Annotated in this window: 23 protein-coding genes; 16 read left to right on the top strand and 7 right to left on the bottom strand. The window is 71.2% G+C overall.

The window, feature by feature from the left end; all coding sequences use genetic code 11:
• The first annotated feature begins 43 nt into the window (after positions 1-43).
• From EDD92_RS11145 to EDD92_RS11095, 11 genes are all read left to right on the top strand, one after another.
• Positions 44-772 (top strand): hypothetical protein, encoded by a 729-nt coding sequence (locus EDD92_RS11145; protein WP_123964148.1) that lies wholly within the window; start codon positions 44-46, stop codon positions 770-772.
• A complete protein-coding gene (locus EDD92_RS11140) occupies positions 769-1,386 on the top strand; it encodes a TetR/AcrR family transcriptional regulator (protein WP_123964147.1) in 618 nt (205 codons plus the stop codon). Before EDD92_RS11145 ends, EDD92_RS11140 begins: the two co-directional genes overlap by 4 nt.
• Before the next feature lie 127 nt (positions 1,387-1,513).
• Positions 1,514-3,766, top strand: coding sequence for a molybdopterin oxidoreductase family protein (locus tag EDD92_RS11135; protein WP_123964146.1), 2,253 nt, complete (start codon positions 1,514-1,516; stop codon positions 3,764-3,766).
• A 133-nt stretch (positions 3,767-3,899) separates the two neighbouring features.
• A complete protein-coding gene (locus EDD92_RS11130; protein ID WP_123964145.1) occupies positions 3,900-5,318 on the top strand; it encodes a CitMHS family transporter in 1,419 nt (472 codons plus the stop codon).
• A gap of 55 nt (positions 5,319-5,373) precedes the next feature.
• Positions 5,374-6,618 carry an MFS transporter gene (locus EDD92_RS11125; protein ID WP_123964144.1) on the top strand — a complete coding sequence of 415 codons (1,245 nt, stop codon included), beginning with the start codon at positions 5,374-5,376 and terminating at the stop codon, positions 6,616-6,618.
• Between the two features lie 102 nt (positions 6,619-6,720).
• Positions 6,721-7,365, top strand: a complete 645-nt coding sequence (locus tag EDD92_RS11120) for a hypothetical protein (protein ID WP_123964143.1) — start codon at positions 6,721-6,723, stop codon at positions 7,363-7,365.
• A 136-nt stretch (positions 7,366-7,501) separates the two neighbouring features.
• Positions 7,502-8,149, top strand: a complete 648-nt coding sequence (locus EDD92_RS11115) for a class F sortase (protein ID WP_260326488.1) — start codon at positions 7,502-7,504, stop codon at positions 8,147-8,149.
• Between the two features lie 214 nt (positions 8,150-8,363).
• Positions 8,364-9,710, top strand: coding sequence for an ABC transporter ATP-binding protein (locus EDD92_RS11110; RefSeq protein ID WP_123964141.1), 1,347 nt, complete (start codon positions 8,364-8,366; stop codon positions 9,708-9,710).
• A 188-nt stretch (positions 9,711-9,898) separates the two neighbouring features.
• Positions 9,899-11,287 (top strand): aldehyde dehydrogenase family protein, encoded by a 1,389-nt coding sequence (locus EDD92_RS11105; RefSeq protein ID WP_123964140.1) that lies wholly within the window; start codon positions 9,899-9,901, stop codon positions 11,285-11,287.
• Positions 11,288-11,298: 11 nt separating this feature from the next.
• The gene (locus tag EDD92_RS11100; RefSeq protein WP_123964139.1) at positions 11,299-12,381 is read left to right on the top strand and encodes a Zn-dependent alcohol dehydrogenase; all 1,083 of its coding nucleotides are present in this window, start codon (positions 11,299-11,301) and stop codon (positions 12,379-12,381) included.
• A 125-nt stretch (positions 12,382-12,506) separates the two neighbouring features.
• Entirely contained in the window at positions 12,507-13,829 is a 1,323-nt protein-coding gene (locus EDD92_RS11095) for an MFS transporter (RefSeq protein WP_123964138.1), read from the top strand.
• Here the strand turns inward: EDD92_RS11095 and EDD92_RS11090 are convergent.
• The 3 genes from EDD92_RS11090 to EDD92_RS11080 all read right to left on the bottom strand — a co-directional run bounded on the left by EDD92_RS11090 (position 13,821) and on the right by EDD92_RS11080 (position 16,335).
• Positions 13,821-14,789: a DMT family transporter gene (locus tag EDD92_RS11090; RefSeq protein ID WP_399182525.1), complete on the bottom strand. Its 969-nt coding sequence runs from the start codon at positions 14,787-14,789 to the stop codon at positions 13,821-13,823. The two genes, EDD92_RS11095 and EDD92_RS11090, sit on opposite strands and share 9 nt — an antisense overlap.
• Before the next feature lie 146 nt (positions 14,790-14,935).
• Entirely contained in the window at positions 14,936-15,658 is a 723-nt protein-coding gene (locus tag EDD92_RS11085) for a helix-turn-helix transcriptional regulator (protein ID WP_185123988.1), read from the bottom strand.
• A 35-nt stretch (positions 15,659-15,693) separates the two neighbouring features.
• Positions 15,694-16,335 carry a TetR/AcrR family transcriptional regulator gene (locus EDD92_RS11080; protein ID WP_123964136.1) on the bottom strand — a complete coding sequence of 214 codons (642 nt, stop codon included), beginning with the start codon at positions 16,333-16,335 and terminating at the stop codon, positions 15,694-15,696.
• 79 nt (positions 16,336-16,414) lie between these two features.
• Here EDD92_RS11080 and EDD92_RS11075 point away from each other — a divergent pair, with 79 nt between their 5' ends.
• The 3 genes from EDD92_RS11075 to EDD92_RS11065 all read left to right on the top strand — a co-directional run bounded on the left by EDD92_RS11075 (position 16,415) and on the right by EDD92_RS11065 (position 18,610).
• The gene (locus tag EDD92_RS11075; RefSeq protein ID WP_123964135.1) at positions 16,415-17,566 is read left to right on the top strand and encodes an acyl-CoA dehydrogenase family protein; all 1,152 of its coding nucleotides are present in this window, start codon (positions 16,415-16,417) and stop codon (positions 17,564-17,566) included.
• Between the two features lie 61 nt (positions 17,567-17,627).
• On the top strand, positions 17,628-17,915 hold the full coding sequence (locus tag EDD92_RS11070) for a YiaA/YiaB family inner membrane protein (RefSeq protein WP_123964134.1): 288 nt from the start codon (positions 17,628-17,630) through the stop codon (positions 17,913-17,915).
• 71 nt (positions 17,916-17,986) lie between these two features.
• On the top strand, positions 17,987-18,610 hold the full coding sequence (locus EDD92_RS11065) for a TetR/AcrR family transcriptional regulator (RefSeq protein ID WP_123964133.1): 624 nt from the start codon (positions 17,987-17,989) through the stop codon (positions 18,608-18,610).
• Positions 18,611-18,626: 16 nt separating this feature from the next.
• Here the strand turns inward: EDD92_RS11065 and EDD92_RS11060 are convergent, their stop codons facing one another.
• Positions 18,627-19,088, bottom strand: coding sequence for a MaoC family dehydratase (locus tag EDD92_RS11060; protein ID WP_123964132.1), 462 nt, complete (start codon positions 19,086-19,088; stop codon positions 18,627-18,629).
• A 123-nt stretch (positions 19,089-19,211) separates the two neighbouring features.
• On the opposite strand from EDD92_RS11060, the gene soxR reads away from it, so the two are divergent.
• Positions 19,212-19,682 carry a redox-sensitive transcriptional activator SoxR gene (soxR, locus tag EDD92_RS11055; RefSeq protein WP_123964131.1) on the top strand — a complete coding sequence of 157 codons (471 nt, stop codon included), beginning with the start codon at positions 19,212-19,214 and terminating at the stop codon, positions 19,680-19,682.
• 301 nt (positions 19,683-19,983) lie between these two features.
• Here the strand turns inward: soxR and EDD92_RS11050 are convergent, their stop codons facing one another.
• Complete coding sequence (locus EDD92_RS11050; RefSeq protein WP_123964130.1) at positions 19,984-21,051, bottom strand: RNA ligase (ATP); 1,068 nt, start codon at positions 21,049-21,051, stop codon at positions 19,984-19,986.
• A gap of 384 nt (positions 21,052-21,435) precedes the next feature.
• Here EDD92_RS11050 and EDD92_RS11045 point away from each other — a divergent pair, with 384 nt between their 5' ends.
• Entirely contained in the window at positions 21,436-21,966 is a 531-nt protein-coding gene (locus EDD92_RS11045) for a hypothetical protein (RefSeq protein ID WP_260326487.1), read from the top strand.
• On the opposite strand, the gene EDD92_RS11040 is transcribed toward EDD92_RS11045, so the two are convergent.
• A complete protein-coding gene (locus EDD92_RS11040; protein WP_123964129.1) occupies positions 21,912-22,649 on the bottom strand; it encodes a 3-keto-5-aminohexanoate cleavage protein in 738 nt (245 codons plus the stop codon). The genes EDD92_RS11045 and EDD92_RS11040 overlap by 55 nt on opposite strands.
• Before the next feature lie 128 nt (positions 22,650-22,777).
• Positions 22,778-23,380, bottom strand: a complete 603-nt coding sequence (locus tag EDD92_RS11035; protein ID WP_123964128.1) for a hypothetical protein — start codon at positions 23,378-23,380, stop codon at positions 22,778-22,780.
• Between the last annotated feature and the right edge of the window lie 97 nt (positions 23,381-23,477).

Below are 23,477 nucleotides of genomic sequence, written 5' to 3'. Positions count from 1 at the left end.
CAGGGGGATCCGGGTGTCGGACCGGTGTTCTAGTCTCCCGGGCATGTCGTGGTCGCGGGGTCTTCCAGCCGCGCTCGCGGTCTGTGTCCTGCTGCTGACCGGATCCGTGAGCTGCGGCTCCAGTGATGCGCACGAGGGGAAGAACGGCGATTCGATCTCGCCGGTGGGCAAGCTGCTGGACGACACGGACAAGCAGGGGCGGCACTACCGTGAAGTGAAGAAGAAGGGTGCGCCCGAGGTAGGGATCGAGGTGCAGCCGGACTCCGGCAACACCTGGGACGTATACCTGACCGTCCACCACTTCCGCTTCTCGCCCCGCGGCACGAAGGCGCGAGCGGCGGCCGGCCGCGGTCTCGCGTACGTCTTCGTCGACGACCGGCTCGTCACCCGGCTCCGCGGCCTCACCTGCCGCCTCCCGGCCAGGTTCGTGCCGCACGGCACGCATCACGTCACCGCCCGGCTGTACGCCGACGACGGCACCGTATGGGCCGTGCAGGGCCGGCCCGTGGAGAGCACGGCCGACATCACGGTCTCGGAGGCGAAGCGCTCCGCCGGGGATGCCGCGATGGGTCGTGGATTGTCTGCGGCGCCGTCGTGGCTGGTTGCTCCCCCGCTCTCGACTTCGCTCGAGCGGGGGGACCCCCATCGCGGCGGAGCCGCATCTGGATACAGCCCCGCGCCCTTTCGGGGCGCTGCCGCGCTCAGTGCACCTGGCACCTATGTGCGTACCGGGGGGCGAGGTTCACCCGAGCGCTCCGGAGCGGCATCATGAAGCCTGTGCCCCACGCGACATCGCTACGCCGAGCGCCTGTGCAGCGGCGCAGTGCCGAACGCCTCACCAGGATCCTCGACGCCTGTGCCGACCTCCTCGACGAGGTCGGCTACGACGACCTGAGCACCCGGGCCGTGGCCCTGCGCGCCGGGGTCCCCATCGGCTCGGTCTACCGCTTCTTCGGCAACAAGCGGCAGATGGCCGACGCCCTCGCCCAGCGCAACCTCGAGCGCTTCACCGAGCAGGTCACCGAGCGGCTGAAGTCGGCCGGCGACGGGGGCTGGCGCTCGGCGATGGACGCCGTCCTCGACGAGTACCTGGCCATGAAGCGCACCGCGCCCGGGTTCTCCCTCGTCGACTTCGGCAACCAGATCCCGGTCGGTGCGCGCAACTCCGAACCCAACCACCGTGTCGCCGACCGCCTCACCGACCTGCTCTCCGGCTACCTCGACCGGGAGCCGGACGACGATCTGCGCCGCACCTTCCTGATCGCCGTGGAGACCGCCGACACCCTGGTCCACCTGGCCTTCCGAGTGGCCCCGGAGGGCGACGAGAAGATCATCGAGGAGGCGCGGGAGCTGCTGCGGGCCTATCTGGCGCGCGTGCTGGACTGAGTTCCCGCAGGGCTGCGGCTCGCGGATTTCCGACCTCACCCCCGGAGAGGTCTCCCCTCCGTGCATACCGGTCGGTATGCTCTGCCGCACAGTACGAGCGTCATCGTCGCCGCCACCGGGAGGACCCGTGTCCCGCACCGCCCTGCGAATCTGCCCCCTGTGCGAGGCCACCTGCGGGCTGACCCTCACCATCGAGGGCACCCGTGTCACCGGCGCCCGCGGTGACCGCGAGGACGTGTTCAGCAAGGGGTTCATCTGCCCCAAGGGCGCCTCCTTCGGCGCCGTGGACGGCGACCCCGACCGGCTCCGCACCCCGCTCGTGCGCAAGGACGGCGAGCTGCGCGAGGCCACCTGGGAGGAGGCCTTCGACGCGATTGCCGCGGGTGTCCGCGCGGTCGTCGAGCGCTACGGCCCGAACGCCGTCGGCGTGGTCCTCGGCAACCCGAACGTGCACACCATGGCCGGCGCCCTCTACCCGCCGGTGCTGCTCGCCGGCCTCGGCACCCGCAGCATCTTCACCGCGTCCACGGTCGACCAGATGCCCAAGCACGTCTCCAGCGGTCTGCTCTACGGCGACGCGAACGCCATCCCGGTGCCGGACCTGGACCACACCGACCATCTGCTCCTGATCGGCGCCAACCCCCTTGAGTCCAACGGGAGTCTGTGCACGGCCGCCGACTTCCCCGGCAAGCTCAAGGCCCTCAAGGCCCGCGGTGGCACCCTCACGGTCATCGACCCGCGCCGCACCCGCACCGCCAAGCTCGCCGACCGCCACATCGCGATCCGCCCCGGCACCGACGCCCTGCTCCTCGCGGCGATGGCGTACGTCCTGTTCGAGGAAGGCCTCGTCGACACCGGGGAGTTGACCCCGCACCTCCAGGGCCTGGACGAACTGCGCGCGGCCGTACAGGACTTCAGTCCCGAAGCCGTCGCCGGAGCCTGCGACGTGGACGCCCCCACGATCCGCACCCTCGCCCGCGAACTCGCCGCCGCCCCCACCGCCGCCGTGTACGGCCGCATCGGCAGCTGCACCGTCCCGCACGGCACCCTGGCCAGCTGGCTCGTCGACGTCCTCGACATCCTCACCGGCAACCTCGACCGTCCCGGCGGCGCCCTCTTCCCGCAGGCGTCCACCGACCGCACACCCCGCCCGGCCGGACCGAGCCACGGCTTCACGCTCGGCCGCTGGCACTCCCGGGTGAGCCGACACCCCGAGGCGAAGGGCGAGTTGCCGCTCTCCGCGCTCGCCGAGGAGATCGACACCGCGACCGACGAGGGCGAGCCGATCCGCGCCCTCATCACCGCCGCCGCCAACCCCGTGCTCTCGGCGCCCGACGGCGACCGTCTCGACAAGGCCCTGGACTCCCTGGACTTCATGGTCAGCATCGACCCGTACCTGAACGAGACCACGCGCCACGCGACCGTCGTCCTGCCCCCGCCCCCGCCCTCGCAGAGCCCGCACCACGACTTCGCGTTCAACACCCTCGCCGTACGCAACCAGGTCCGCTACACCCGCCCCGCCGTCCCCCTGGAGCCCGGCCGCCTGCCCGAGACCGAGATCTTCGCCCGGCTGATCCTGGCCGTCACCGGCATGCACGGCGCCGACCCGTCCGCCGTCGACGACCTGGTCATCGGCCAGACCCTGGGCAAGGCGGTCAAGGAGCCCTGGTCGCCCGTGCACGGCCGCGACCCGAAGGAACTCGCCTCGCAGCTCACCGGGTCGACCGGCCCCGAGCGCCGGCTCGACATGATGCTGCGCCTCGGCCCCTACGGCGACGGCTTCGGCGTACGACCGGACGGGCTGAGCCTGGAGCGGCTGCTCGCGCACCCGCACGGCATCGACCTCGGTCCGCTGGGGTCGCGGCTGCCGCAGCCGCTGAAGACCAGGAGCGGCAAGGTCGAGCTGCTGCCGCAGCCGATCGCGGACGATCTGCCGCGGCTGCGGGCGGCCCTGGACCGGCTCCCGGACGAACTCGTCCTCGTCGGCCGTCGGCACCTGCGCTCCAACAACAGCTGGATGCACAACGTCCCCGCCCTCACCGGCGGCACGAACCGCTGCACGCTGCACATCCACCCCGAGGACGCCGAGCGGCTCGGCGTGCGGGACGGGGCTGCCGTACGGGTGAAGGGCGCCGGGGGAGAGGTGACCGCTCCCGCCGAGGTCACGGACGCCGTGCGGCCGGGCGTGGTGAGCCTGCCGCACGGCTGGGGGCACGACCGGCCCGGCACCCGGATGAGCCATGCCGCGACCGACCCCGGGGTCAACGTCAACCAGCTCCTCGACGGCAGCCTGCTCGACCCCCTGTCGGGCAACGCGGTCCTCAACGGAGTGCCCGTCGAAGTCGCCGCCATGACCGAAAAGCTCAGCCCTGTGACCTGAGCAAAGCCGTGACCTGGGGTTTTGCGCTTATTGCTCGCAGGTCAACGTCTTGTTAACGCCGTTTGAACGGACCTAACGTCGTCGCACCGCCTGCCCGGTGGGATGTTCAAGGGCGAACGTTAGGTATCCACTCATGCTGACCATCCTCGGCTTCGCCATGATCGCGACCTTCCTGGTCCTGATCATGCTGAAGAAGATGTCGCCGATCGCAGCGCTCGTGCTGATCCCGGCACTGTTCTGTGTCTTCGTCGGTAAGGGCGCGAAGCTCGGCGACTACGTCATCGACGGCGTCACCAGCCTTGCGCCCACCGCGGCGATGCTCATGTTCGCGATCGTCTACTTCGGTGTGATGATCGACGTCGGCCTCTTCGACCCGATCGTTCGGGGAATCCTGAAGTTCTGCAAGGCCGACCCGCTCAGGATCGTCGTCGGTACGGCCGTCCTCGCCGCGATCGTGTCGCTGGACGGCGACGGCTCGACCACCTTCATGATCACCGTCTCGGCTATGTACCCGCTGTACAAGCGCCTGAAGATGAGCCTGGTCGTGATGACCGGTGTCGCCGCCATGGCCAACGGCGTGATGAACACGCTGCCGTGGGGCGGTCCGACCGCCCGCGCCGCCACCGCGCTGAAGCTCGATGCGAGCGACATCTTCGTCCCGATGATCCCGGCGCTCGCCATGGGCCTGCTCTTCGTCTTCGCCCTCGCGTACGTCCTCGGGCGCCGCGAGCGCAAGCGGCTCGGCGTGCTGACGCTGGACGAGGTGCTGGTCGAGGAGAAGGAGACCGAGACGGTCCTCGTGGGCGCCGGCTCCGGCTCCGGTTCCGGCAAGGACGCCAAGCGCACGGGCCGCTCGGGCGGCTCAGGCGGCAGCACCGACGCGGACCTCCCCGAGGACGAGGACGACGGCCTCCAGGGCCTCGACCCCAACCGGCCCACCCTGCGCCCCAAGCTGTACTGGTTCAACGCGCTGCTCACGGTGGCCCTGCTCACCGCCATGATCATGGAGTGGCTGCCGATCCCGGTGCTGTTCCTGCTCGGTGCGGCCCTGGCCCTCACCGTCAACTTCCCGCACATGCCCGACCAGAAGGCCCGCCTCGGCGCCCACGCGGAGAACGTCCTCAACGTCTCCGGGATGGTCTTCGCCGCCGCCGTCTTCACCGGCGTCCTGCAGGGCACCGGCATGGTGGGCAGCATGGCCGAGTGGCTGGTGGACAACATCCCGGACGGGATGGGCCCGCACATGGCCTTCGTCACCGGCGTCCTGAGCATCCCGCTGACGTACTTCATGTCGAACGACGGCTTCTACTTCGGCATCCTCCCGGTGCTCGCCGAGGCCGGCCAGGCCCACGGCGTCTCGTCCCTGGAGATCGCCCGCGCCTCCCTCATCGGGCAGCCGCTGCACATGTCGAGCCCGCTGGTCCCGGCCGTGTACGTCCTGGTCGGCATGGCCAAGGTGGAGTTCGGCGACCACACCAGGTTCGTGGTCAAGTGGGCCGCCCTCACATCACTCGTGGTCCTCGGGGCAGGGATCCTCTTCGGCATCATCTGACCGTCCGGACAAGGGGATCCGGCCTCCGGACAAGGGAATTCAGGAGGATCTGTACATGGGGCCCGGTAGGAACCGCGGCTGGCTGCTCCGCCTCGTCATCGCCTTCGGCTTCGCGCAGGGGGCGGTGTCGATGGCCCGGCCCGCCGTCTCCTACCGGGCCCTCGCGCTGGGCGCCGACGAGCGGGCGGTCGGCGTCATCGCGGGCGTGTACGCGCTGCTGCCGCTCTTCGCCGCGGTACCGCTGGGCCGCCGCACCGACCACGGCCGCTGCGCGCCCCTGCTGCCCCTCGGCGTCGTCCTGATATCGGGCGGCTGTGCACTGAGCGGACTCGCAGGCTCCCTCTGGGCGATGGCGGTCTGGAGCGGCGTGATGGGCCTGGGTCACCTCTGCTTCGTGATCGGTGCCCAGTCGCTCGTCGCCCGCCAGTCCGCCCCGCACGAACAGGACCGCAACTTCGGCCACTTCACCATCGGCGCCTCGCTCGGCCAGCTGGTCGGCCCGATCGCGGCGGGCGCGCTGATCGGCGGGCCCGACATGGCGGGCACCAGCGCGCTGGCCCTGGTGGTGGCGGGCGCGGGCGCCGCGGTCGCGTTCACCTCTCTGTGGCGCATCGAGGACCGTACGGCGGTCAAGTCCCGTACGGAACAAGGCGATCGCGTCGCGGTCGGCAGCATCCTGCGGGCCCGGGGCGTCCCGGCGGGCATGCTCATCAGCCTCTCGGTGCTGTCCGCGACCGACATCCTCACCGCCTATCTGCCAGTGGTCGGCGAACACCGGGGCATCGCGCCGTCGGTGATCGGTGTGCTGCTCAGCCTGCGCGCGGGCGCCACGATCGCCTGCCGCCTCGTCCTCACCCCGCTGCTGCGGCTGCTCGGCCGGCCGGTGCTGCTGACCGTGACCTGTCTGCTGGCGGCCGTGCTGTGCGCCGGGATCGCACTGCCGATGCCGGTGTGGGCGCTCGGCGCGGTGCTGGCCGCCCTCGGCTTCTGCCTCGGCGTGGGCCAGCCGCTGTCCATGACGACCGTCGTCCAGGCGGCCCCGGACGGCGCCCGTTCCACGGCCCTCGCCCTGCGCCTGACCGGCAACCGCCTCGGCCAGGTCGCCGCGCCGGCCGCCGCGGGTCTGGTCGCGGGGGTCGCGGGCGTGGCGGCGCCCTTCGTGATGCTCGGGGCGCTGCTGTTGTTCTCGGCGGGCAGCGCCCTGCGCGCGCCGGCCGCCCCCGGCGGCGGTCAGGTGGCCGGGGCCGCTCCGGGCGGGCGCCCGGCCGGCACTCCATTGCGCCGGTCGAGGGATATCTGACGGCGAGTCGGGTGGTGCTGCGGCAACACGCCGGGCGGATGTGAAAGAGAGTCAGATGAAAGAGCGATTTGTATGAAAATCGTCTGACTCGGAGGAACGTCCATGCCCACCTTGCTGCCCCCGTCCGCAGGCGCCCGTCTGGGAGCCGCGGCCCTCACCGTACTCATCGCGGGCGGGGCCTCCTGGTCCGCGACGTCCGCCGCTCTTGCTGCCCCCGGTGACGGTGCCGACATCAGGATCCACAGTGAGCGAGTGCCCTACGGCGTCTCGAAGGACGACCCCGTTGTCTGCCGGTTCTACCTCGACGCCGTGAATTTCGGCGACCTGACGTCCGTCTCCTACACCATCACGGCTCAGCCCCCGCTGCCCACCGCAGCCACCGTGAGCGGGACGATCTCCCTCGCCGGCGGTGCCGGGCACACCGACATCCTGGGGCTGGCCGACGGCAGGTACACCCTCCAGTGGATCATTCCGCCGACCGTGCCGCCCACGCCGCCCGTCGCGCCGAAGGAAAAGGTCTTCTCCGTCGACTGCCACGGCAGGCACGACCGGGGGCAGGCAGGCCCGAGCCACACGATCGAGGACCACGGGCCGAAGGGCGGCGTCCACGCCGGCGGCGGCGGCCTCGTCGACACCGTGCAGGCATACACCCCGCTGAGCGCGGCCGGAGGCGTCGGGCTGGTCGCCGTCGGCGGAGCCGTGTACGTCCGGACGCTGCTGCGCCGCCGCTCCCACGGTGCCGAGTAGGACCTGTCCGGCGCCCCCCTCCGGGCGAGTGCGTGCCAGACCCCACGACGCCGGCCCGGTCCGACGGGCAGGCCCCGGGCGCAGGCGACGCAGGCCCTGGCACCGGACCCGCGCCTACCGCCTCACCAGGACGGCCATGATCGTGGCCGCCCTGGTGACGGTCTTCCGGTGCGGGGGGCATCACCACCACCCGACCGAGTCCGTCCGGGCCGGGGGCCCGGCGCCCGTCGAGGCGCCTGCCGAACCGGCCCCCGGCCCTGCCGACGGGCGCCCCCGGGCCTCCGAGCCGGCCGCGCCCGCACAACCCGCCACTCCGCCCCGGCCACTGCCCCGGTCACCGGCGGCCGCCCTGCGCGTTCCGTCCCTGGGCATCGACGCGCCGGTCATCGGGGTGCGGGTCGGCGCCGACCGGCAGCTGGAGACCCCGCCGCTCGACAAGCCCAGACTCGTCGGCTGGTATCAGGACGGCCCGTCACCGGGCGAGACCGGCACCGCCATCGCCGTCGGCCACCGCGACACGAGGTCCGGCGCCGCGGTCTTCGCCGCGCTCGCGCAGGTGCACACCGGGGCCCGGATCGAGGTGCGGCGCGCCGACGGCCGCACCGCCGTCTACGCCGTGGACCGCGTACGGATCTTCGACAAGGACCGCTTCCCCGACAAGGAGGTGTACGGCCCGAGTTCACGCCCCGAGCTGCGGGTGCTGACCTGCGGCGGCCTGTTCACCCGCAGGACCGGCTACAGCAGCAACGTCGTCGTGTTCGCCCATCTGACGGCGACCCGCTGACCCGGCGCCGAAGACGGGCGGAGCCGGGACCGCACCCGCCGGATCGCCGCGTCCGCTTTCTCGCTGGGCGGAACGAAGGACCCGATTCCGTCATGAGTCTTCCCCGAGCGCGTACGGTCCGTTAACTTCCGTGACTCACAGCCCGTGCGTCCCGTACGGGCCCTTCGACCGCGGAGCATCAGGACTCGCTCAGTACGCCCCCGGGGGCAGTGCCATGACACGCGCCATCTCTCTGCACGACGTGAGCAAGACCTATACGCGAGGCGTTCGCGTGGTGGACCGGCTGTCGCTGGACATCCACCCCGGCGAATTCCTCGTCCTGCTCGGGCCGTCCGGCTGCGGCAAGTCCACCGTGCTCCGGATGATCGCCGGGCTGGAGGAGATCACGGAGGGCCGGCTGCTGCTGGACGGCGAGCACTCCAACGAACTGCTCCCGTCCGAGCGGAACATGGCGATGGTGTTCCAGAACTTCGCCCTGTACCCGAACATGACGAGCCGCGGCAACATCGGCTTCCCGCTGCGCGTCGAGAACCCCGGTGAGGACCCGCGCCCGCGCGTCGACGCCACCGCCCGCATGCTCGGCATCGAGGACCTCCTCGACCGCTTCCCCAGCCAGCTCTCCGGCGGCGAACGCCAGCGCGTCGCCATGGGCCGCGCCATCGCCCGCCATCCCTCCGCCTTCCTGATGGACGAGCCGCTGTCCAACCTCGACGCCAAGCTCCGCAACCACCTGCGGGCCGAGATCTCCAAGCTCACCCGGGAACTGGGCGTCACCACGGTCTACGTCACCCACGACCAGGCCGAGGCCATGTCGCTCGGCGACCGGGTCGCCGTCCTGCGCGGCGGCGTCCTGCAGCAGCTGGACACCCCGCGCGTGGTGTACGCCCTGCCCCGCAACGTCTTCGTCGCCGCCTTCATCGGCACCCCGCGCATCAACCTGCTGCGCGGCCTGGTCCGCGCCCCGCTCGACGGCGCGATGACCATCAGCCTCGGCAAGCAGTACCTGCGGCTGCCCGAACCCCTCTCCCTGGACCACCAGTTGCTGCGGGTGCAGCAGGGCCGGGAGGTGATCGTCGGGCTGCGCTCGGAGGCCATCCGCATCGCCAAGCCCGCCTCCGCCCGCCCCGGCGAGGTGGCGCTCACCGGTCTCGTGGAACATGTGGAGTTCCAGGGCCACGAGGTCCTCGTCCACTTCAACACCGGCTCCCAGCCCGCCGTCGTACCGGACCTGGAGGCCCCGCGTCTTGCTTCCCGCCCGTCCCGGCGCCGCCGCCGGGAGGGCGGCCCGACCGTCCTGGAGCGCCTGCGGGACCGCGCGGGGGCCCTGCGGGCCGGGCCTGTGGTGGTCATGGACGACCCGGCGGACGCCAACCCGGCCGAGCCGGTGTCCGCCGAGGCCCGCCTCCCGGGTGATCTGGTGGTTCGGACCACGCCCGACATTGAGCTTCGGCATGGCATGCAGGTGCCACTGCTTGTCGACATCGCCCATCTGTTCGTCTTTGACCAGCATGGGGAGCGGATCTGTCCGGCGCCCGCGCGGTTGCCTGACCTCGATGAGTGAGAGGTGCTCCGCAGGGGGTGCCGGCTTGGGTTGTTCGGAGTCTGCTACTCCGTTGTGGCTGGGCGCGCAGTTCCCCGCGCCCCTTTGGGGGCGCTGTGGTGGCTGGCGGGTGAAAACTATCGGCGCTAGTTTATATGCCTGTCGGTAGGTTTTGACGCGGACGACGCATCCCGCCTCGGAGGAGCACCATGAAGGCACACGACGGCATGTACATCGACGGCGCCTGGCGGCCCGCCGCGAGCGGGGAGGGCATCGATGTCGTGAACCCCGTCGACGAGCAGGTCATCGGCCGGGTGCCGGCCGGTACCGCCGTGGATGTCGATCACGCCGTACCGGCCGCCCGTGCCGCCTTCCCGGCCTGGGCTGCGACCTCGCCAACCGAGCGGGCCGCTCGCCTGGCCGCCCTGAGGGACGTCCTCGTGGCCCGCAAGGACGAGATCGCCGAGACGGTCACCGCCGAACTCGGCTCACCCCTGCCGTTCTCGCAGAACGTCCACGCCGCCGTGCCGATCGCGGTCGCGGGCTCCTACGCCGAGCTGGCGGGGACGTACTCCTTCGAGGAGAAGGCCGGAAACTCGACCGTCTACCTGGAGCCGGTCGGCGTGGTCGGTGCGATCACCCCCTGGAACTACCCTCTGCACCAGATCGTCGCCAAGGTCGCCCCGGCCCTCGCGGCGGGCTGCACCGTGGTCCTGAAGCCCGCCGAGGACACCCCGCTCACCGCCCAGCTCTTCGCCGAGGCGGTCCACGAGGCGGGCGTCCCCGCGGGCGTCTTCAACCTGGTCACCGGGCTCGGGCCGGTCGCGGGCCAGGCCCTCGCCGAGCACCCGGGCGTCGACCTGGTCTCCTTCACCGGCTCCACGGCCGTCGGCCGGCAGATCGGCGCGACGGCGGGCGCCGCGATCAAGAAGGTCGCCCTGGAGCTGGGCGGCAAGTCCGCCAACGTCATCCTGCCGAGCGCCGACCTCGCCAAGGCGGTCAATGTCGGCGTCGCCAACGTCATGTCCAACTCCGGGCAGACGTGCAGCGCCTGGACCCGCATGCTCGTCCACCGGGACCAGTACGAGGAGGCGGTCGGGTTGGCCGCCACCGCCGCCGCCAAGTACGGCGACCGCATCGGCCCGGTGGTCAACGCCAAGCAGCGGGCGCGGGTGCTCAGTTACATCGACAAGGGTCTGGCAGAGGGCGCGCGGCTGGTCGCCGGCGGCACCGAATCCCCGCACGAGCAGGGCTACTTCATCTCCCCGACGGTCTTCGCCGAGGTCACCCCCGAGATGACCATCGCCCAGGAGGAGATCTTCGGCCCGGTCCTGTCCATCCTCCGCTACGAGGACGAGGAGGACGCCCTGCGCATCGCCAACGGCACGGTCTACGGCCTCGCGGGCGCCGTCTGGGCGGGCGACGAGACCGAGGCGGTCGCCTTCGCGCGGCGCCTGGAGACCGGCCAGGTCGACATCAACGGCGGCCGCTTCAACCCCCTTGCCCCCTTCGGCGGTTACAAGCAGTCGGGCGTCGGCCGGGAGCTCGGCACGCACGGGCTGTCCGAGTACCTCCAGACCAAGTCCCTGCAGTTCTGAGGAGCGTATCCATGGTTCGCGCAGCAGTCCTTCCCGCCGTGGGCGCCCCGCTGGAGATCACCGGCATCGACCTCCCGGACCCCGGCCCCGGCCAGGTCCGCGTCCGTCTCGCCGCCGCCGGGGTGTGCCACTCCGACCTCTCCCTGTCCAACGGCACCATGCGGGTGCCGGTCCCCGCCGTCCTCGGCCACGAGGGCGCCGGCACGGTCGTCGCCGTCGGCGAAGGCGTCACCCACGTCTCGCCCGGAGCCGAGGTCGTCCTCAACTGGGCGCCGTCCTGCGGCAGTTGCCACGCCTGCACGCTCGGCGAGGTGTGGCTGTGCGCCAACGCCCTGAACGGCGCCGCGGACGTGTACGCCCACCGCTCCTCCGACGGCTCCGACCTCCACCCCGGCCTGAACGTCGCCGCCTTCGCCGAGGAGACGGTCGTCTCGGCGGGCTGTGTCCTGCCCCTCCCGGAGGGGATCCCCCTCACGGACGCCGCCCTCCTGGGCTGCGCGGTCCTCACCGGCTACGGCGCCGTCCACCACTCGGCGCAGGTCCGGCCGGGCGAGACGGTGGCGGTGTACGGCGTCGGGGGAGTGGGCCTGGCCGCGCTCCAGGCGGCCCGGATCGCGGGCGCCGCACGCATCGTGGCCGTCGACGTCTCCCCGGAGAAGGAGGAGCTGGCGCGCAGCGCAGGCGCCACGGACTACGTCGTCGCGTCCGAGACGACGGCCCGGGAGATCCGTGGACTGACGGACAAGCAAGGCGTCGACGTGGCGATCGAATGCGTGGGTCGTGCGTCGACGATCCGCACGGCCTGGGACTCCACCCGCCGCGGCGGCCGCACGACGGTGGTCGGCATCGGCGGCAAGGACCAGCAGGTCACCTTCAACGCCCTCGAGATCTTCCACTGGGGCAGGACCCTCGCGGGATGCGTGTACGGCAACTCGGACCCGGCGAAGGACCTCCCGGTGCTGGCCGAGCACGTCCGGGCGGGCCGTCTGGACCTGGGCGCACTCGTGACGGAACGGATCGGCCTGGACGGCATCCCGGCGGCGTTCGAGAACATGCTGGCGGGCAAGGGCGGCAGGGCGCTGATCGTCTTCTGATGCAGGAAGGTTGCCCGGAACCCTGGGTGCTCCGGGCAACCTTCGCGCACGACCGTTGACCCCATACCGTCCGGTCAGTATGTTCGCCGCCAACGTCCCCACCGCACCCACCGGAGTGTGCACGCATGGACATGGCCCCCTCCGCTCAATCCGCTCCCACGACCGCCCTCCCCACGGTCAACCGCCGCCGCGTCGCCACGGCCGCCGCTCTCGCCTCCGCTGTCGAGTGGTACGACTACTTCATCTTCGGCATCGCGGCCGCCCTCGTCCTCGGCGATCTGTACTTCCCGGCGGCCAGCCCCACCGCCGGAGTCCTCGCGGCCTTCGCCACCTTCGCCGTCGGCTTCCTGGCCCGTCCGATCGGCGGCATCGTCGCAGGACAGCTCGGCGACAAGCGGGGCCGCAAGCCGATGCTCGTCCTGGCGCTGACCCTCATGGGCGTGGCGACCACCGGCATCGGCCTGCTCCCCACCTACGACACGATCGGCGTCGCCGCCCCGATCCTGCTGGTCCTGCTCCGCGTCGTGCAGGGCGTGGCGGTCGGCGCGCAGTGGGGCGGCGCGATGCTGCTGGCCACGGAGTACGCCCCCGAGGGCAAGCGCGGTGTCTACGGCAGCGTCGTCCAACTCGGCGTCCCGATCGGCGTGGTGACCGCCAACACGGTCTTCCTGCTCGCCGGCGCGTTCACCGCCGGCTCGGCGTTCGCGGCCTGGGGCTGGCGACTGCCGTTCCTGGTCGGCCTGTTCGTACTCGCGCTCGCCTGGTACATCCACCGGCACGTGGAGGAGACACCCGAATTCCGCGAGGCCGAACGGGAGTTGGCCAAGAAGGAGAAAGCAGAGCAGAACTCGCCCCTGCGCACGATCCTGCGCAACCACCTCGGCACGGTCCTCCTCGCCGGCGGATCCTTCGCCGTGAACACCGCGACCTTCTACATCCTCATCACCGGGGTCCTCGACTACACGACCCGCGACCTCGGCATGAAGCGCGACGCGGTGCTCACCGTCTCCCTCTGTGTCAGCCTCACCCAACTCGTCCTGATCCCGGCCGCGGCCGCCCTCTCCGACCGCATCGGCCGCATCCGGATCTACGCGTTCGGCGCGGCCGGCATCGCCCTGTGGGCCGTACCGATGTTCCTGCTGATCGACACGGGCTCACTGCTGTGGCTGGCGGTCGGCACCTTCGTCGCCGGCTGTTTCCTCAGCATCATGTACGGCCCCCAGGCCGCCCTGTTCGCCGAACTGTTCACGCCCGAGATGCGCTACACGGGCGCCTCCCTCGGCTACCAGATCGCGGCCGTGCTCGGCGGCGGTCTCGCGCCCTTCGTCATGGTCCTGCTGCTGGAGGCTACGGGCACCTCGATGGCGGTGTCCGGCTACATCATCGCCCTGTCCGTGATCGCCCTGCTGTCCATCAAGGTCCTTGCGGGCAGGGTGCGTTCAAGCTGATTCCGAGGCGCCCTCGGGCTGCGGTTCCGGAGTGCTCTCCGGCGCCGTAGCCCGCACGGCCGCAGCCCTCGGCCGCGAGCGGGAAACCGCGACGCCCGCCAGGCACAGCACACCGCCGCCCAGCGTGAGCAGCCCCGGCACCTCACCGAGCGCCAGCCACGACATCAGCACGACCAGCGCGGGCACCGCGTACGTGGTCGCCCCCATCCGGCTGGCGGTCGTACGAGCCAGGGCGTACGCCCAGGTGGTGAAGGCGAGAGCGGTCGGGAACACGCCCAGATACACCATGTTGAGCGTCGCCGACAGCGGCGCGTCGGCCGCCTCGCCCACCAGCTGCCCGGCGAACGGCAGACACCCCACCGCCCCGACGAGACACCCGAACGTCGTCACCTGCAGGGCACTGGCCTTCGCCAGAGCGGGCTTCTGCGCGACGACACCCCCCGCATAACCGACCGCCGCAAGCAGACACAGCACCACCCCGAGCACCGACGACCCACCGCCCCCCGACATCGACAGCCCGACCGCCACCGCCCCCGCGAACGACACCGCCATCCCCGCCAGCAGCCGCGGTGGCATCGGATCCCCGAGCAGCCGCGCACCGAGCAGGGCGATGAGGATGGGCCCGATGTTCACCACCAGCGCCGCCGTACCGGCGTCGACCTGCTGCTCCCCCCAGTTCAGCACCACCATGTAGAACCCGAACCAGAGCACCCCGGATATCGCGATCCCCCGCCAGGCGCTTCGCGGCGGCAGTCCCTCCCGCCGGAGCAGACAGATCACCCCGAGCGAAACGGCTCCGGCGGACAACCGCCCGAGCGCCAGCGCCCCCGGCGAATACGCATCTCCCGCACTACGGATCGCTACAAAGGCGGAGGCCCACAGAACGACGGTGACGACTGCGGCTGCGGCGGCGAACAACTCTGCACGGCGAGCGGTTCGGGCAGGGGAGATGTTCATCATGCTCCAGAGGCTAGATGGGAAGCGAGACATGGGCTCGCGGATTTCAGACGGGGTACTGCAGTGCCCCTTAAGGGGCGCGGGGCTGTATCGAAATGCGGCTCCGCCGCGTGGGCGCGACCAGCCACAACCCACCCGCAGGTGCACAACTAGCGCAGTGAATCGGCGTTGATGCCCAGCAGTTCATGCAGCGCCAGCCGACCCGACGGAGTCACCTTGACCGCCCGCTCGGACCCGATCCGCACACACCACCCGGCAGTCAGGGCATGTCGGCACAACGCCGCACCCGCGACCCCCGCGAGGTGCGGCCGCCGCTCGGTCCAGTCAAGGCACGCTCGGGCCAACGGCCGCCGCCCCTTGCGGTCGAGGGAGATATCGGTGGCGTCGAACCACCGAACCCCCGCATCCGTCAGTGCAAACCCCGTGTCCTGCCGCAAGAGCCCACGCAGCGTCATCGCATCGGTGATCGCGATCCCGAGCCGCCCCGCCAGGTGGTCGTAACAAGTCCGCCCCCGCGCCATCGCCGACCCGGCACTCGACTCCCGGAGCCCCCGCGGCCGTACGGCATCCCCCGGCCCCACCTGCGCGGCCAGGTCCTCCACCAGTTGTGCCACCCGCGCGTCGGCAAGGCGCACATACCGGTGCCGGCCCTGTCGCTCCTCCGCGAGCAGGCCGCCCGCGACGAGCTTGCCCAGATGTTCGCTCAGCGTCGACGCGGCGACCCCCGCATGCCGCGCCAGCTCACTCGCGGTCCACGTCCGCCCGTCCAGCAGCGCCAGCAGGCAGGTGGCCCGCGTCTCGTCGGCGATCAGCCCGGCGAGCCGGGCCAGCTGAGGTGCCTGGGGTTCCCTGGTGGTCATGCACCCCAGCATGGGACACGGACAGTTCGGCGGACGCCGAACTGTCGCTAGACGGCTCGCTTCACCTGCTCGTACTGCTGCACCAGGCCGTCGAGGAGAGCCGTGAGGCCCGTCTCGAAGGCCCGCTCGTCGATCTTCTCCTGCTGCTCGGCGAGCAGATGCGCCTGGCCGAGGTGCGGATAGTCGGCGGGGTCGTACGCGCTCTGGTCGTCCACGAAACCCCCGGCGAAGGAGCCGAGCGCGGAGCCCATGATGAAGTACCGCATCAGCGCGCCGATGGAGGTGGCCTGCGCCGGCGGCCAGCCCGCGTGGACCATCGCGCCGTAGACGGCGTCCGCGAGGCGCAGCCCGGCGGGACGGCGCCCCGGCCCCTGGGCGAGCACCGGGACGATGTTGGGGTGGTCGCGCAGTGCGGCCCGGTAGGAGACGGCCCAGTCGTGCAGCGCGGTCCGCCACTCGCGGCCGTCCTCGAACATCGACAGGTCGACCTGCGCGCTCACCGAGTCGGCGACCGCCTCCAGGATCTCGTCCTTGGTACGGAAGTGGTTGTAGAGCGAGGGCCCGCTCACCCCCAGTTCCGCGGCGAGCCGACGCGTGGAGACGGCCGCGAGGCCCTCCGCGTCCACCAGTGCGCGTGCCGTCTCGACGATGCGGTCGGTGCTGAGCAGGGGCTTGCGCGGTCGGGCCATGGCGCACATAGTAGGGCTGCGCGAGCGAAACTAGCAGTGCTAATTTAAATGGGCAGTATCTCGAGTGGGGTGACCGGTCATGAATCTGGAGCTCAGTGACGAGCAGGAAGCCGTCCGGCGGCTCGCCAAGGACTTCGTGGACCGCGAGATCGCCCCGAACGTCATCGCCTGGGACCGGGCCGAGGAGGTCGACCGGTCCATCGTGAAGAAGCTCGGTGAGGTCGGCTTCCTCGGTCTGACCGTCGACGAGGAGTACGGCGGCTCGGGCGGCGACCACCTCGCGTACTGCTTGGTCACGGAGGAGCTCGGGCGCGGTGACTCCTCCGTGCGCGGCATTGTGTCCGTGTCGCTCGGGCTGGTCGCCAAGACGATCGCCGCCTGGGGGAGCGAGGATCAGAAGCGGCAGTGGCTGCCCGGCCTCACCTCCGGCGAGTACGTCGGCTGCTTCGGCCTCACCGAGCCGGGCACCGGCTCCGACGCCGGCAACCTCACCACGCGTGCGGTGCGCGACGGCGACGACTACGTCATCAACGGCGCCAAGATGTTCATCACCAACGGCACCTGGGCCGATGTGGTGCTGCTGTTCGCCCGTTCCACGGACGCCCCCGGCCACAAGGGTGTCTCGGCCTTCCTGGTGCCGACCGACACCCCGGGGCTGACCCGCCGCACCATCCACGGCAAGCTCGGCCTGCGCGGCCAGGCGACCGCCGAACTGATCCTGGAGGACGTCCGCGTGCCCGCCTCGGCGATGCTGGGGGACGAGGGCAAGGGCTTCTCGGTCGCCATGTCGGCCCTGGCCAAGGGGCGGATGTCGGTCGCGGCGGGCTGTGTGGGCATAGCCCAGGCCGCGCTGGACGCGGCGGTGAGGTACGCGGGCGAGCGCGAACAGTTCGGCAAGTCCATCGCGCACCACCAGCTCGTGCAGGAGCTGATCAGCGACATCGCCGTCGACGTGGACGCGGCCCGCCTGCTGACCTGGCGGGTCGCCGACCTGATCGACCGCGGGCAGTCCTTCGCCGTCGAGTCCTCCAAGGCCAAGCTCTTCGCCTCGGAGGCCGCCGTCCGCGCCGCCAACAACGCCCTCCAGGTCTTCGGCGGCTACGGCTACATCGACGAGTACCCGGCGGGCAAGCTGCTGCGCGACGCCCGCGTGATGACCCTCTACGAGGGCACCAGCCAGATCCAGAAACTGCTCATCGGGCGTGCGCTGACCGGGGTTTCGGCGTTCTGAGTACCTGAGCTGAGTATCTCGGCGGATGTGGCGCGGGCCACGCCCGGCGACCCTTGATCGCATGAGTGACACACCGGTCAAGCAGCAGAGCACGGCCGCCTTCTACGGCCAGGCCGTCGCCTCCTTCGCCCTCGCCATGATCGCCACGGCCGTCGGCATCTTCCGGCTGGACGCCAACGCCTGGGTGCGCGGCTTCCTCGCCATTGCCGTGCTGTACCTGGTCACCTCCGCCTTCACCCTCGCCAAGGTGATCCGGGACCGTCAGGAGGCAGGTCAGATCGTCAGCCGCGTGGACCAGGCGAGGCTGGAGAAGCTGCTCGCTGAGCACGACCCCTTCGAAAAGCTCTGAGCGGGCAGGCTAAGCGCTCGCTCACCTTCGGCGGTATGGTGGGGTTCTGTCGGCGAGAGGGGCAATGAGCGATGAGTACGGCGGAGGAGACGGCCGGCGGCGAGACGTCCGCGTGGGGCGAGGTCACGCCCGACGCGGCCCGACGGCTGCTGATCGCCGCGGTGGAGGCCTTCGCCGAGCGCGGGTACCACGCCACGACGACCCGTGACATCGCGGGCCGCGCCGGCATGAGCCCTGCCGCGCTCTACATCCACTACAAGACCAAGGAAGAGCTGCTCCACCGGATCAGCCGGATCGGCCACGAGAAGGCCCTGGAGATCCTGCAGACGGCTGCCCGGCGCGAGGGCACCGCGACCGAGCGGCTCGCCGACGCCGTGAGCTCCTTCGTCCGCTGGCACGCGGGCGGCCGGACGACCGCCAGGGTCGTGCAGTACGAACTGGACTCGCTCGGCCCGGACGCCCGCGAGGAGATCCTCGCGCTGCGCCGCCAGTGCGACGCCGAGGTGCGGGGGATCATCGAGGACGGCATCGCGTCCGGCGAGTTCGACGTGCTGGACGTCAAGGGCACCACCCTCGCCGTCATGTCCCTCTGCATCGACGTGGCCCGCTGGTTCAACGTCGACGGGCCCTGGACGCCCGACGAGGTCGGCGCGCTCGACGCCGACCTCGTGCTGCGCATGGTGGGGGTCAAGTAGCCCGCCGGGCCACTGCTCAGACGTAGAAGCGGGCCACCGACTCGGCCACGCAGACCGGCTTGTCCCCGCCCTCGCGCTCCACGGTGTAGGCGACGGCCAGCTGGACGCCGCCCGGGACGTCCTCGACGCTGCTGATCTTCCCGGTGGCGCGAAGGCGCGAGCCGACCGGCACGGGGGCGGGGAAACGGACCTTGTTGGTGCCGTAGTTGACGCCCATCTTCACGCCCTCGACGCTCATCAGCTGAGGGCCGAAGAGCGGCAGCAGGGACAGGGTGAGATAGCCGTGCGCGATCGTGGTCCCGAAGGGACCCGCCGCGGCCTTCTCCGGATCGACGTGGATCCACTGGTGGTCGCCGGTGGCCTCCGCGAAGAGGTCGATTCGCTTCTGGTCGATCTCCAGCCAGTCGGTGTGCCCCAGCTGCTCGCCCACCGCCGCCTTGAGCTCGTCGACGGACGTGAAGATCCTCGGCTCTGCCATGTCCCGGCCTCCCATGCCTCGCTCATGTCCTGAACATCATGTCTAAGCAACTGCTTAGCATGGTCGCCCGCGAACCCCATGTCAACGGACAACGGCCGGGTACGGATGGGTAGGCTTCGAGGGGTGCCCCAGATTCCAGAGAAGATTCACGAGCTCACGGTCGGCCAGCTCGCCGAGCGCAGCGGCGCCGCCGTCTCCGCCCTGCACTTCTACGAGTCCAAGGGTCTGATCAGCAGTCGGCGGACCGCGGGCAACCAACGCCGTTACCACCGCGACACGCTGCGCCGGGTCGCCTTCGTGCGGGCCGCACAGCGCGTCGGCATCCCCCTGGCCACCATCCGCGAGGCGCTCGCCGAGCTCCCCGAGGAACGCACCCCCACCCGGGAGGACTGGGCCCGCCTCTCCGAGGCCTGGCGCTCCGAACTCGACGAACGCATCAGCCAGCTCAACCGCCTCCGCGACCACCTGACGGACTGCATCGGCTGCGGCTGCCTCTCGCTCGACGGCTGCGTCCTGTCCAACCCGGACGACGTGTTCGGCGAACGGCTCACGGGGTCGCGCCTGATGGTAGAACGACGGCAAAAGCGCGCGTAGCAGCCTACGGCCACCGAGGCCCGGGCAGCCTGCGGGCGGCGAGGCTCGGGCAGCCTGTGGGCACCGAGACCCGGGCAGCCTGCGGTTGGCGAGGCCCGGGCAGCCTGTGGCCACCGAGGCCCGCGCAGACTGCGGCCGGCGAGGCCGGGGCAGACTGCGGCCATCGAGGCCCGCGCAGACTGCGGGCAGTCGTGCCGCTGGGGCGGCTCCCGACCCAAAGAAAGCGGACCCCCCGGGCGCGGGTGAGTGACACCCCCGCCCGCCCGCAGCAGCACCAGCACCGGTCACAAGCCACCCCCGTTCACTCGTACTCCGTGCCGCCCTTCCGCGTCAGATACGCCGGACTCACTGCTTTCGCGATCGCCCGACCCCCGGTCACGGGGCTGTACCGCTCCGCCGCGGGCCGGATCACGACCCCCTCCCGCAGATGCAGCCCCCGCCCCGACACGGTCTCCCGCCCGCTCGCAACCTCCAGCACGCGATCGATGTCGTACGCCCCCTCGAACAGCCGCGGCACCAACGGCAGCTCCCCGCCCAGCAGTTCGGCCGCATCCAGCCACCGCACAGTGCCGTCGATCTCCGCGGAGACGTCGAACACGGCGTACCCCAGGCTCTCGCGCCGCCCGTCCGCGCCGTACGTCAGGTCCTGGACCCCCGCGCCGTACACCTCGCCGAAGATCCCGACCCGGCGTGCCCCCAGCCGCACGGCGAGCCGCGCGGCGATCTCCGTGACGCTGTGACCGTGCACCGCCCGCCAGTACAGATTGCGCGGGTCCTCCTTCAGGGCAAGGGACTTGGCGCCGAAGCCCTTGGAGGACACGTACAGCCGGTCCTCGTCGGCGACATACGTCAGCAGGCAGGCCGAGCCGTGCAGCTTCTCGGTCAGGACCACAGCCTCGCCCGGTGTGAAGATGTCCGGAAACCGCTGGATGTTCTCGATGTCGACCCAGGGCAGCAGTTCGGGCGCGGACTCGACCTCGCCGTCCATCGTGGGCGGGATCGGCGGCACCCACTTGGTGATGCCGAGCAGCTCCGCGAAGTCCGTCCCGTCCAGGGCCGCTCGCGCAAGGTCGACATCGGCCAGCGCCTTCGGCCGGCACACGATGCCCTGCGACAGCTCCCCGCGCAGCCGCACCGCCTTGACCCGGTCCGAATTGCTCCCCGCCAGCCGCCCGGTCAGCCCCAGCTCCTCGATCAGCCCGGTGGGCAGCACGGACTGCTCGGGGATGTACACGGCGGCGTCGCCGGTGCGGTACGCGCCCTTGGCGACGACGGCCCGGTACAGGCCCACCTGGGCCAGCTCGAGCGCATCGGCGTTCGGATGCTCGTGGACGGTCAGCACTTCGGCGGTGACGCGCAGCGTCGACATGGGGACTCCTGGGTTTCCGGGGTCGCTCGGTTCGGTTTCATTTCCTCCCAACTGTCCGGACCAGAAAGGGGTGGAGCGAGCGGATTAGCGGCTGGTAACGTCGCGATCTTCGGCCGGCACGACATGCCGCGCACGGAGTCCTGTCGGGATCAACTCCCATGTCTTCAGCTGCACTTGACGCCGCCCTCGCCGACATCGACACCGTCTTCGACGGGTTCGCCAGCTTCGACGAGACCGGCTGCGGTTACTGCCACGCGCCCGAGGAGACCGCATATCTGCGCACGCCGCATGTGGGGATACCCGTGGACGTGGTGCGCTACTACCTCTTCGAGGTGCCCGACCTCCCCCAGAGGGGGGACCCCCATCGACGACCATGCGGCCGCCATGCGGCGCCTGCTGCCGCAGGCCGCACGGGCGGTGGCCGACGGCTCCCTGGGCGTGATCGGCTACGGAGCCCATGGGCTGACCCGGGTGGACTGGCGCTCCTGGCCGGCCGAGCAGGCGGCCGCTGTCGAGGCGTTCCTGCACGCCTGGTGGCAGGACGCCGTCAGCAAGCCCGACCCGCCCTACGGCATCGACGACATCTTCGACACCTGCGCCACGATCGCCAGAACCGTGACCCCGTTCCTGGACGGTTGGGGCCGGGGCACGGTCGCCGACGCACACCTCGTCCACTGCGCCGAGGTCTGGCTCTACGACCTGCTGTCCGACCTCTCCCGTTCTCCTGGTGGTACGACGGCGGCGAGGACGCCGGCCTCGCAGACCTGCGCAGCTGGCTGGCTGGCCGGCCCCGGCGCCGCCCGCCTGCGTGCGCCGGGCGAGCCCGACCTGGCGATCCGTGCCGAGCTTCTCGCGCTGCCCTACGACGAGCGCTGGGCGCACCCGTACTGGGCCAGCGCTTCGGCGACCAACTGAGCGTTGGACAAGGCCCGTCCCCCGTCCGGCAGGAACAGGGTGTCCTCCAGGCCCGTCCGGGTCGCGAGCCCGAGCCGGCCCGCCAGCCGCAGCACCGGCCACGCGCCGCCGTCCTCGCCGTGCAGCAGCACGGGGCGGCCGGGCGCCGGGCGCAGGTCGGTCAGCAGCGCACGCGCGGTCTCCTCCGCCGTGTCCGCCGAGGTGTCCGTCACCTCGGCGAGCACGCGGAGCACTCTCGGGCCGAGCCGTGAGGCCGCGAACCGTACCGCCCCGTCCGTCCCGGACCAGATACCGGCCTCGACGCCCACGCCCAGGTCGAGCAGCGCGGCGGCGATCTCCTCGGCGCCCAGCTCATGCCAGTTGACCGAGGCGTGGTCGGGTCTGGAGGACAGGCCGGCCCAGCTCCGGATGCGCTCCAGCCGTGCCGCCGGATCCGGTTCCGCCCAGGCGCCCGTGGTCACACCGACCGGGACCGACACCCGCGCCCGTATCGCCTCGAGCACCGGACCGATCACGCGGGGCGACAACGAGTCGTGGCCGCACGGTGTCTTGGGGTGGACGTGGATGTCCGTGGCCCCGGCCGCGACGGCTTGCGCCGCGGACTCGGCCATCGCTTCCGGAGTCAGCGGCACCATCGCACCGTCGGCGGACCCCCGCACTCCGTTGAGACACACCTGCACCATGCCTCAAGCCTGCCGGCCCCCACTGACAACGGCCTCACCGGCAGACAGCCCGTGGACCAGCTCTTTGAAACAGATGGACAAGCTCGTTGAGACAGGGGGTGCGGCATCCCCGGCGCACCCCCGCCGTACTAGGCCGGCACCAGCAGCCTTCCGCGCCTTGCGTCCGCCAGGGCCTCGGGGCTGAGCACGGGCCGTGGCACGAGAATTCCGCAGTGAGTGCAGACCGGACCCGCAGAGGGTTCGTGGTCCAGGTCGTCCTTCCAGATCAGGCGCTCCGCGCCGCACACCGGGCAACCGGCGCCCGGCTCGTGCTCCAGGCCGGAGATCAGCCGGCGCAGCACCTCCGCCAGCGGTTCGCGGGGGTGCACCCGCGGGTCGTCGCACCAGGCGACACCGAAACCGCCCCAGGTCAGCCGGTGCCAGTCGTCCACAGTGCCCGGCCGGCGCAGCCCGTCGTGCTTCTCCTTCTTGCGCCGCTCGGCGAACCCGACCTCGTAGGCCAGCCAGACCGAGCGCGCTTCCTCCAGCTCCTCCAGTGCGGCCACGAGCCGCGCCGGGTCGGGAGAGCGGTCCTCGGGACCGAACCCTGCCCGGGAGCACAAATGGTCCCAGGTCGCCCTGTGCCCGTAAGGAGCAAACCTCTCAAGGCACTTGCGCAGTGAGTAGCGCCGCAGTGCCAGATCGCACCGCGGGTCGCGGACCTGTCTCGCCAGACTCCGGAAACCGGCCATCGCCCTGCACCTCCGTCACACCTGCACCTGTACTTCGGTCACTTCGGCGTCGTCGTACGGACGTCGCCGAATAGACGTATCGACAAGCGATTCGGCT

It is taken from the genome of Streptomyces sp. TLI_185, assembly GCF_003814765.1.
Lineage (GTDB): Bacteria > Actinomycetota > Actinomycetes > Streptomycetales > Streptomycetaceae > Streptomyces.
This window is presented reverse-complemented; position numbering and strand designations above follow the sequence as displayed.

Bases quoted from the DNA above. Each gene is read 5' to 3' on its own strand.
- EDD92_RS11130 (WP_123964145.1), top strand. From the start codon at position 3,900: ATGCTGACCATCCTCGGCTTCGCCATGATCGCGACCTTCCTGGTCCTG.
- EDD92_RS11145 (WP_123964148.1), top strand. From the start codon at position 44: ATGTCGTGGTCGCGGGGTCTTCCAGCCGCGCTCGCGGTCTGTGTCCTG.
- EDD92_RS11040 (WP_123964129.1), bottom strand. From the start codon at position 22,649: ATGGTGCAGGTGTGTCTCAACGGAGTGCGGGGGTCCGCCGACGGTGCG.
- EDD92_RS11100 (WP_123964139.1), top strand. From the start codon at position 11,299: ATGGTTCGCGCAGCAGTCCTTCCCGCCGTGGGCGCCCCGCTGGAGATC.
- EDD92_RS11085 (WP_185123988.1), bottom strand. From the start codon at position 15,658: ATGCTGGGGTGCATGACCACCAGGGAACCCCAGGCACCTCAGCTGGCC.
- EDD92_RS11045 (WP_260326487.1), top strand. From the start codon at position 21,436: ATGCGGCGCCTGCTGCCGCAGGCCGCACGGGCGGTGGCCGACGGCTCC.
- EDD92_RS11080 (WP_123964136.1), bottom strand. From the start codon at position 16,335: ATGGCCCGACCGCGCAAGCCCCTGCTCAGCACCGACCGCATCGTCGAG.
- EDD92_RS11065 (WP_123964133.1), top strand. From the start codon at position 17,987: ATGAGTACGGCGGAGGAGACGGCCGGCGGCGAGACGTCCGCGTGGGGC.
- EDD92_RS11075 (WP_123964135.1), top strand. From the start codon at position 16,415: ATGAATCTGGAGCTCAGTGACGAGCAGGAAGCCGTCCGGCGGCTCGCC.
- EDD92_RS11035 (WP_123964128.1), bottom strand. From the start codon at position 23,380: ATGGCCGGTTTCCGGAGTCTGGCGAGACAGGTCCGCGACCCGCGGTGC.
- EDD92_RS11095 (WP_123964138.1), top strand. From the start codon at position 12,507: ATGGACATGGCCCCCTCCGCTCAATCCGCTCCCACGACCGCCCTCCCC.
- EDD92_RS11050 (WP_123964130.1), bottom strand. From the start codon at position 21,051: ATGTCGACGCTGCGCGTCACCGCCGAAGTGCTGACCGTCCACGAGCAT.
- EDD92_RS11070 (WP_123964134.1), top strand. From the start codon at position 17,628: ATGAGTGACACACCGGTCAAGCAGCAGAGCACGGCCGCCTTCTACGGC.
- EDD92_RS11115 (WP_260326488.1), top strand. From the start codon at position 7,502: ATGATCGTGGCCGCCCTGGTGACGGTCTTCCGGTGCGGGGGGCATCAC.
- EDD92_RS11140 (WP_123964147.1), top strand. From the start codon at position 769: ATGAAGCCTGTGCCCCACGCGACATCGCTACGCCGAGCGCCTGTGCAG.
- EDD92_RS11105 (WP_123964140.1), top strand. From the start codon at position 9,899: ATGAAGGCACACGACGGCATGTACATCGACGGCGCCTGGCGGCCCGCC.
- EDD92_RS11120 (WP_123964143.1), top strand. From the start codon at position 6,721: ATGCCCACCTTGCTGCCCCCGTCCGCAGGCGCCCGTCTGGGAGCCGCG.
- EDD92_RS11110 (WP_123964141.1), top strand. From the start codon at position 8,364: ATGACACGCGCCATCTCTCTGCACGACGTGAGCAAGACCTATACGCGA.
- EDD92_RS11090 (WP_399182525.1), bottom strand. From the start codon at position 14,789: ATGATGAACATCTCCCCTGCCCGAACCGCTCGCCGTGCAGAGTTGTTC.
- EDD92_RS11060 (WP_123964132.1), bottom strand. From the start codon at position 19,088: ATGGCAGAGCCGAGGATCTTCACGTCCGTCGACGAGCTCAAGGCGGCG.
- EDD92_RS11125 (WP_123964144.1), top strand. From the start codon at position 5,374: ATGGGGCCCGGTAGGAACCGCGGCTGGCTGCTCCGCCTCGTCATCGCC.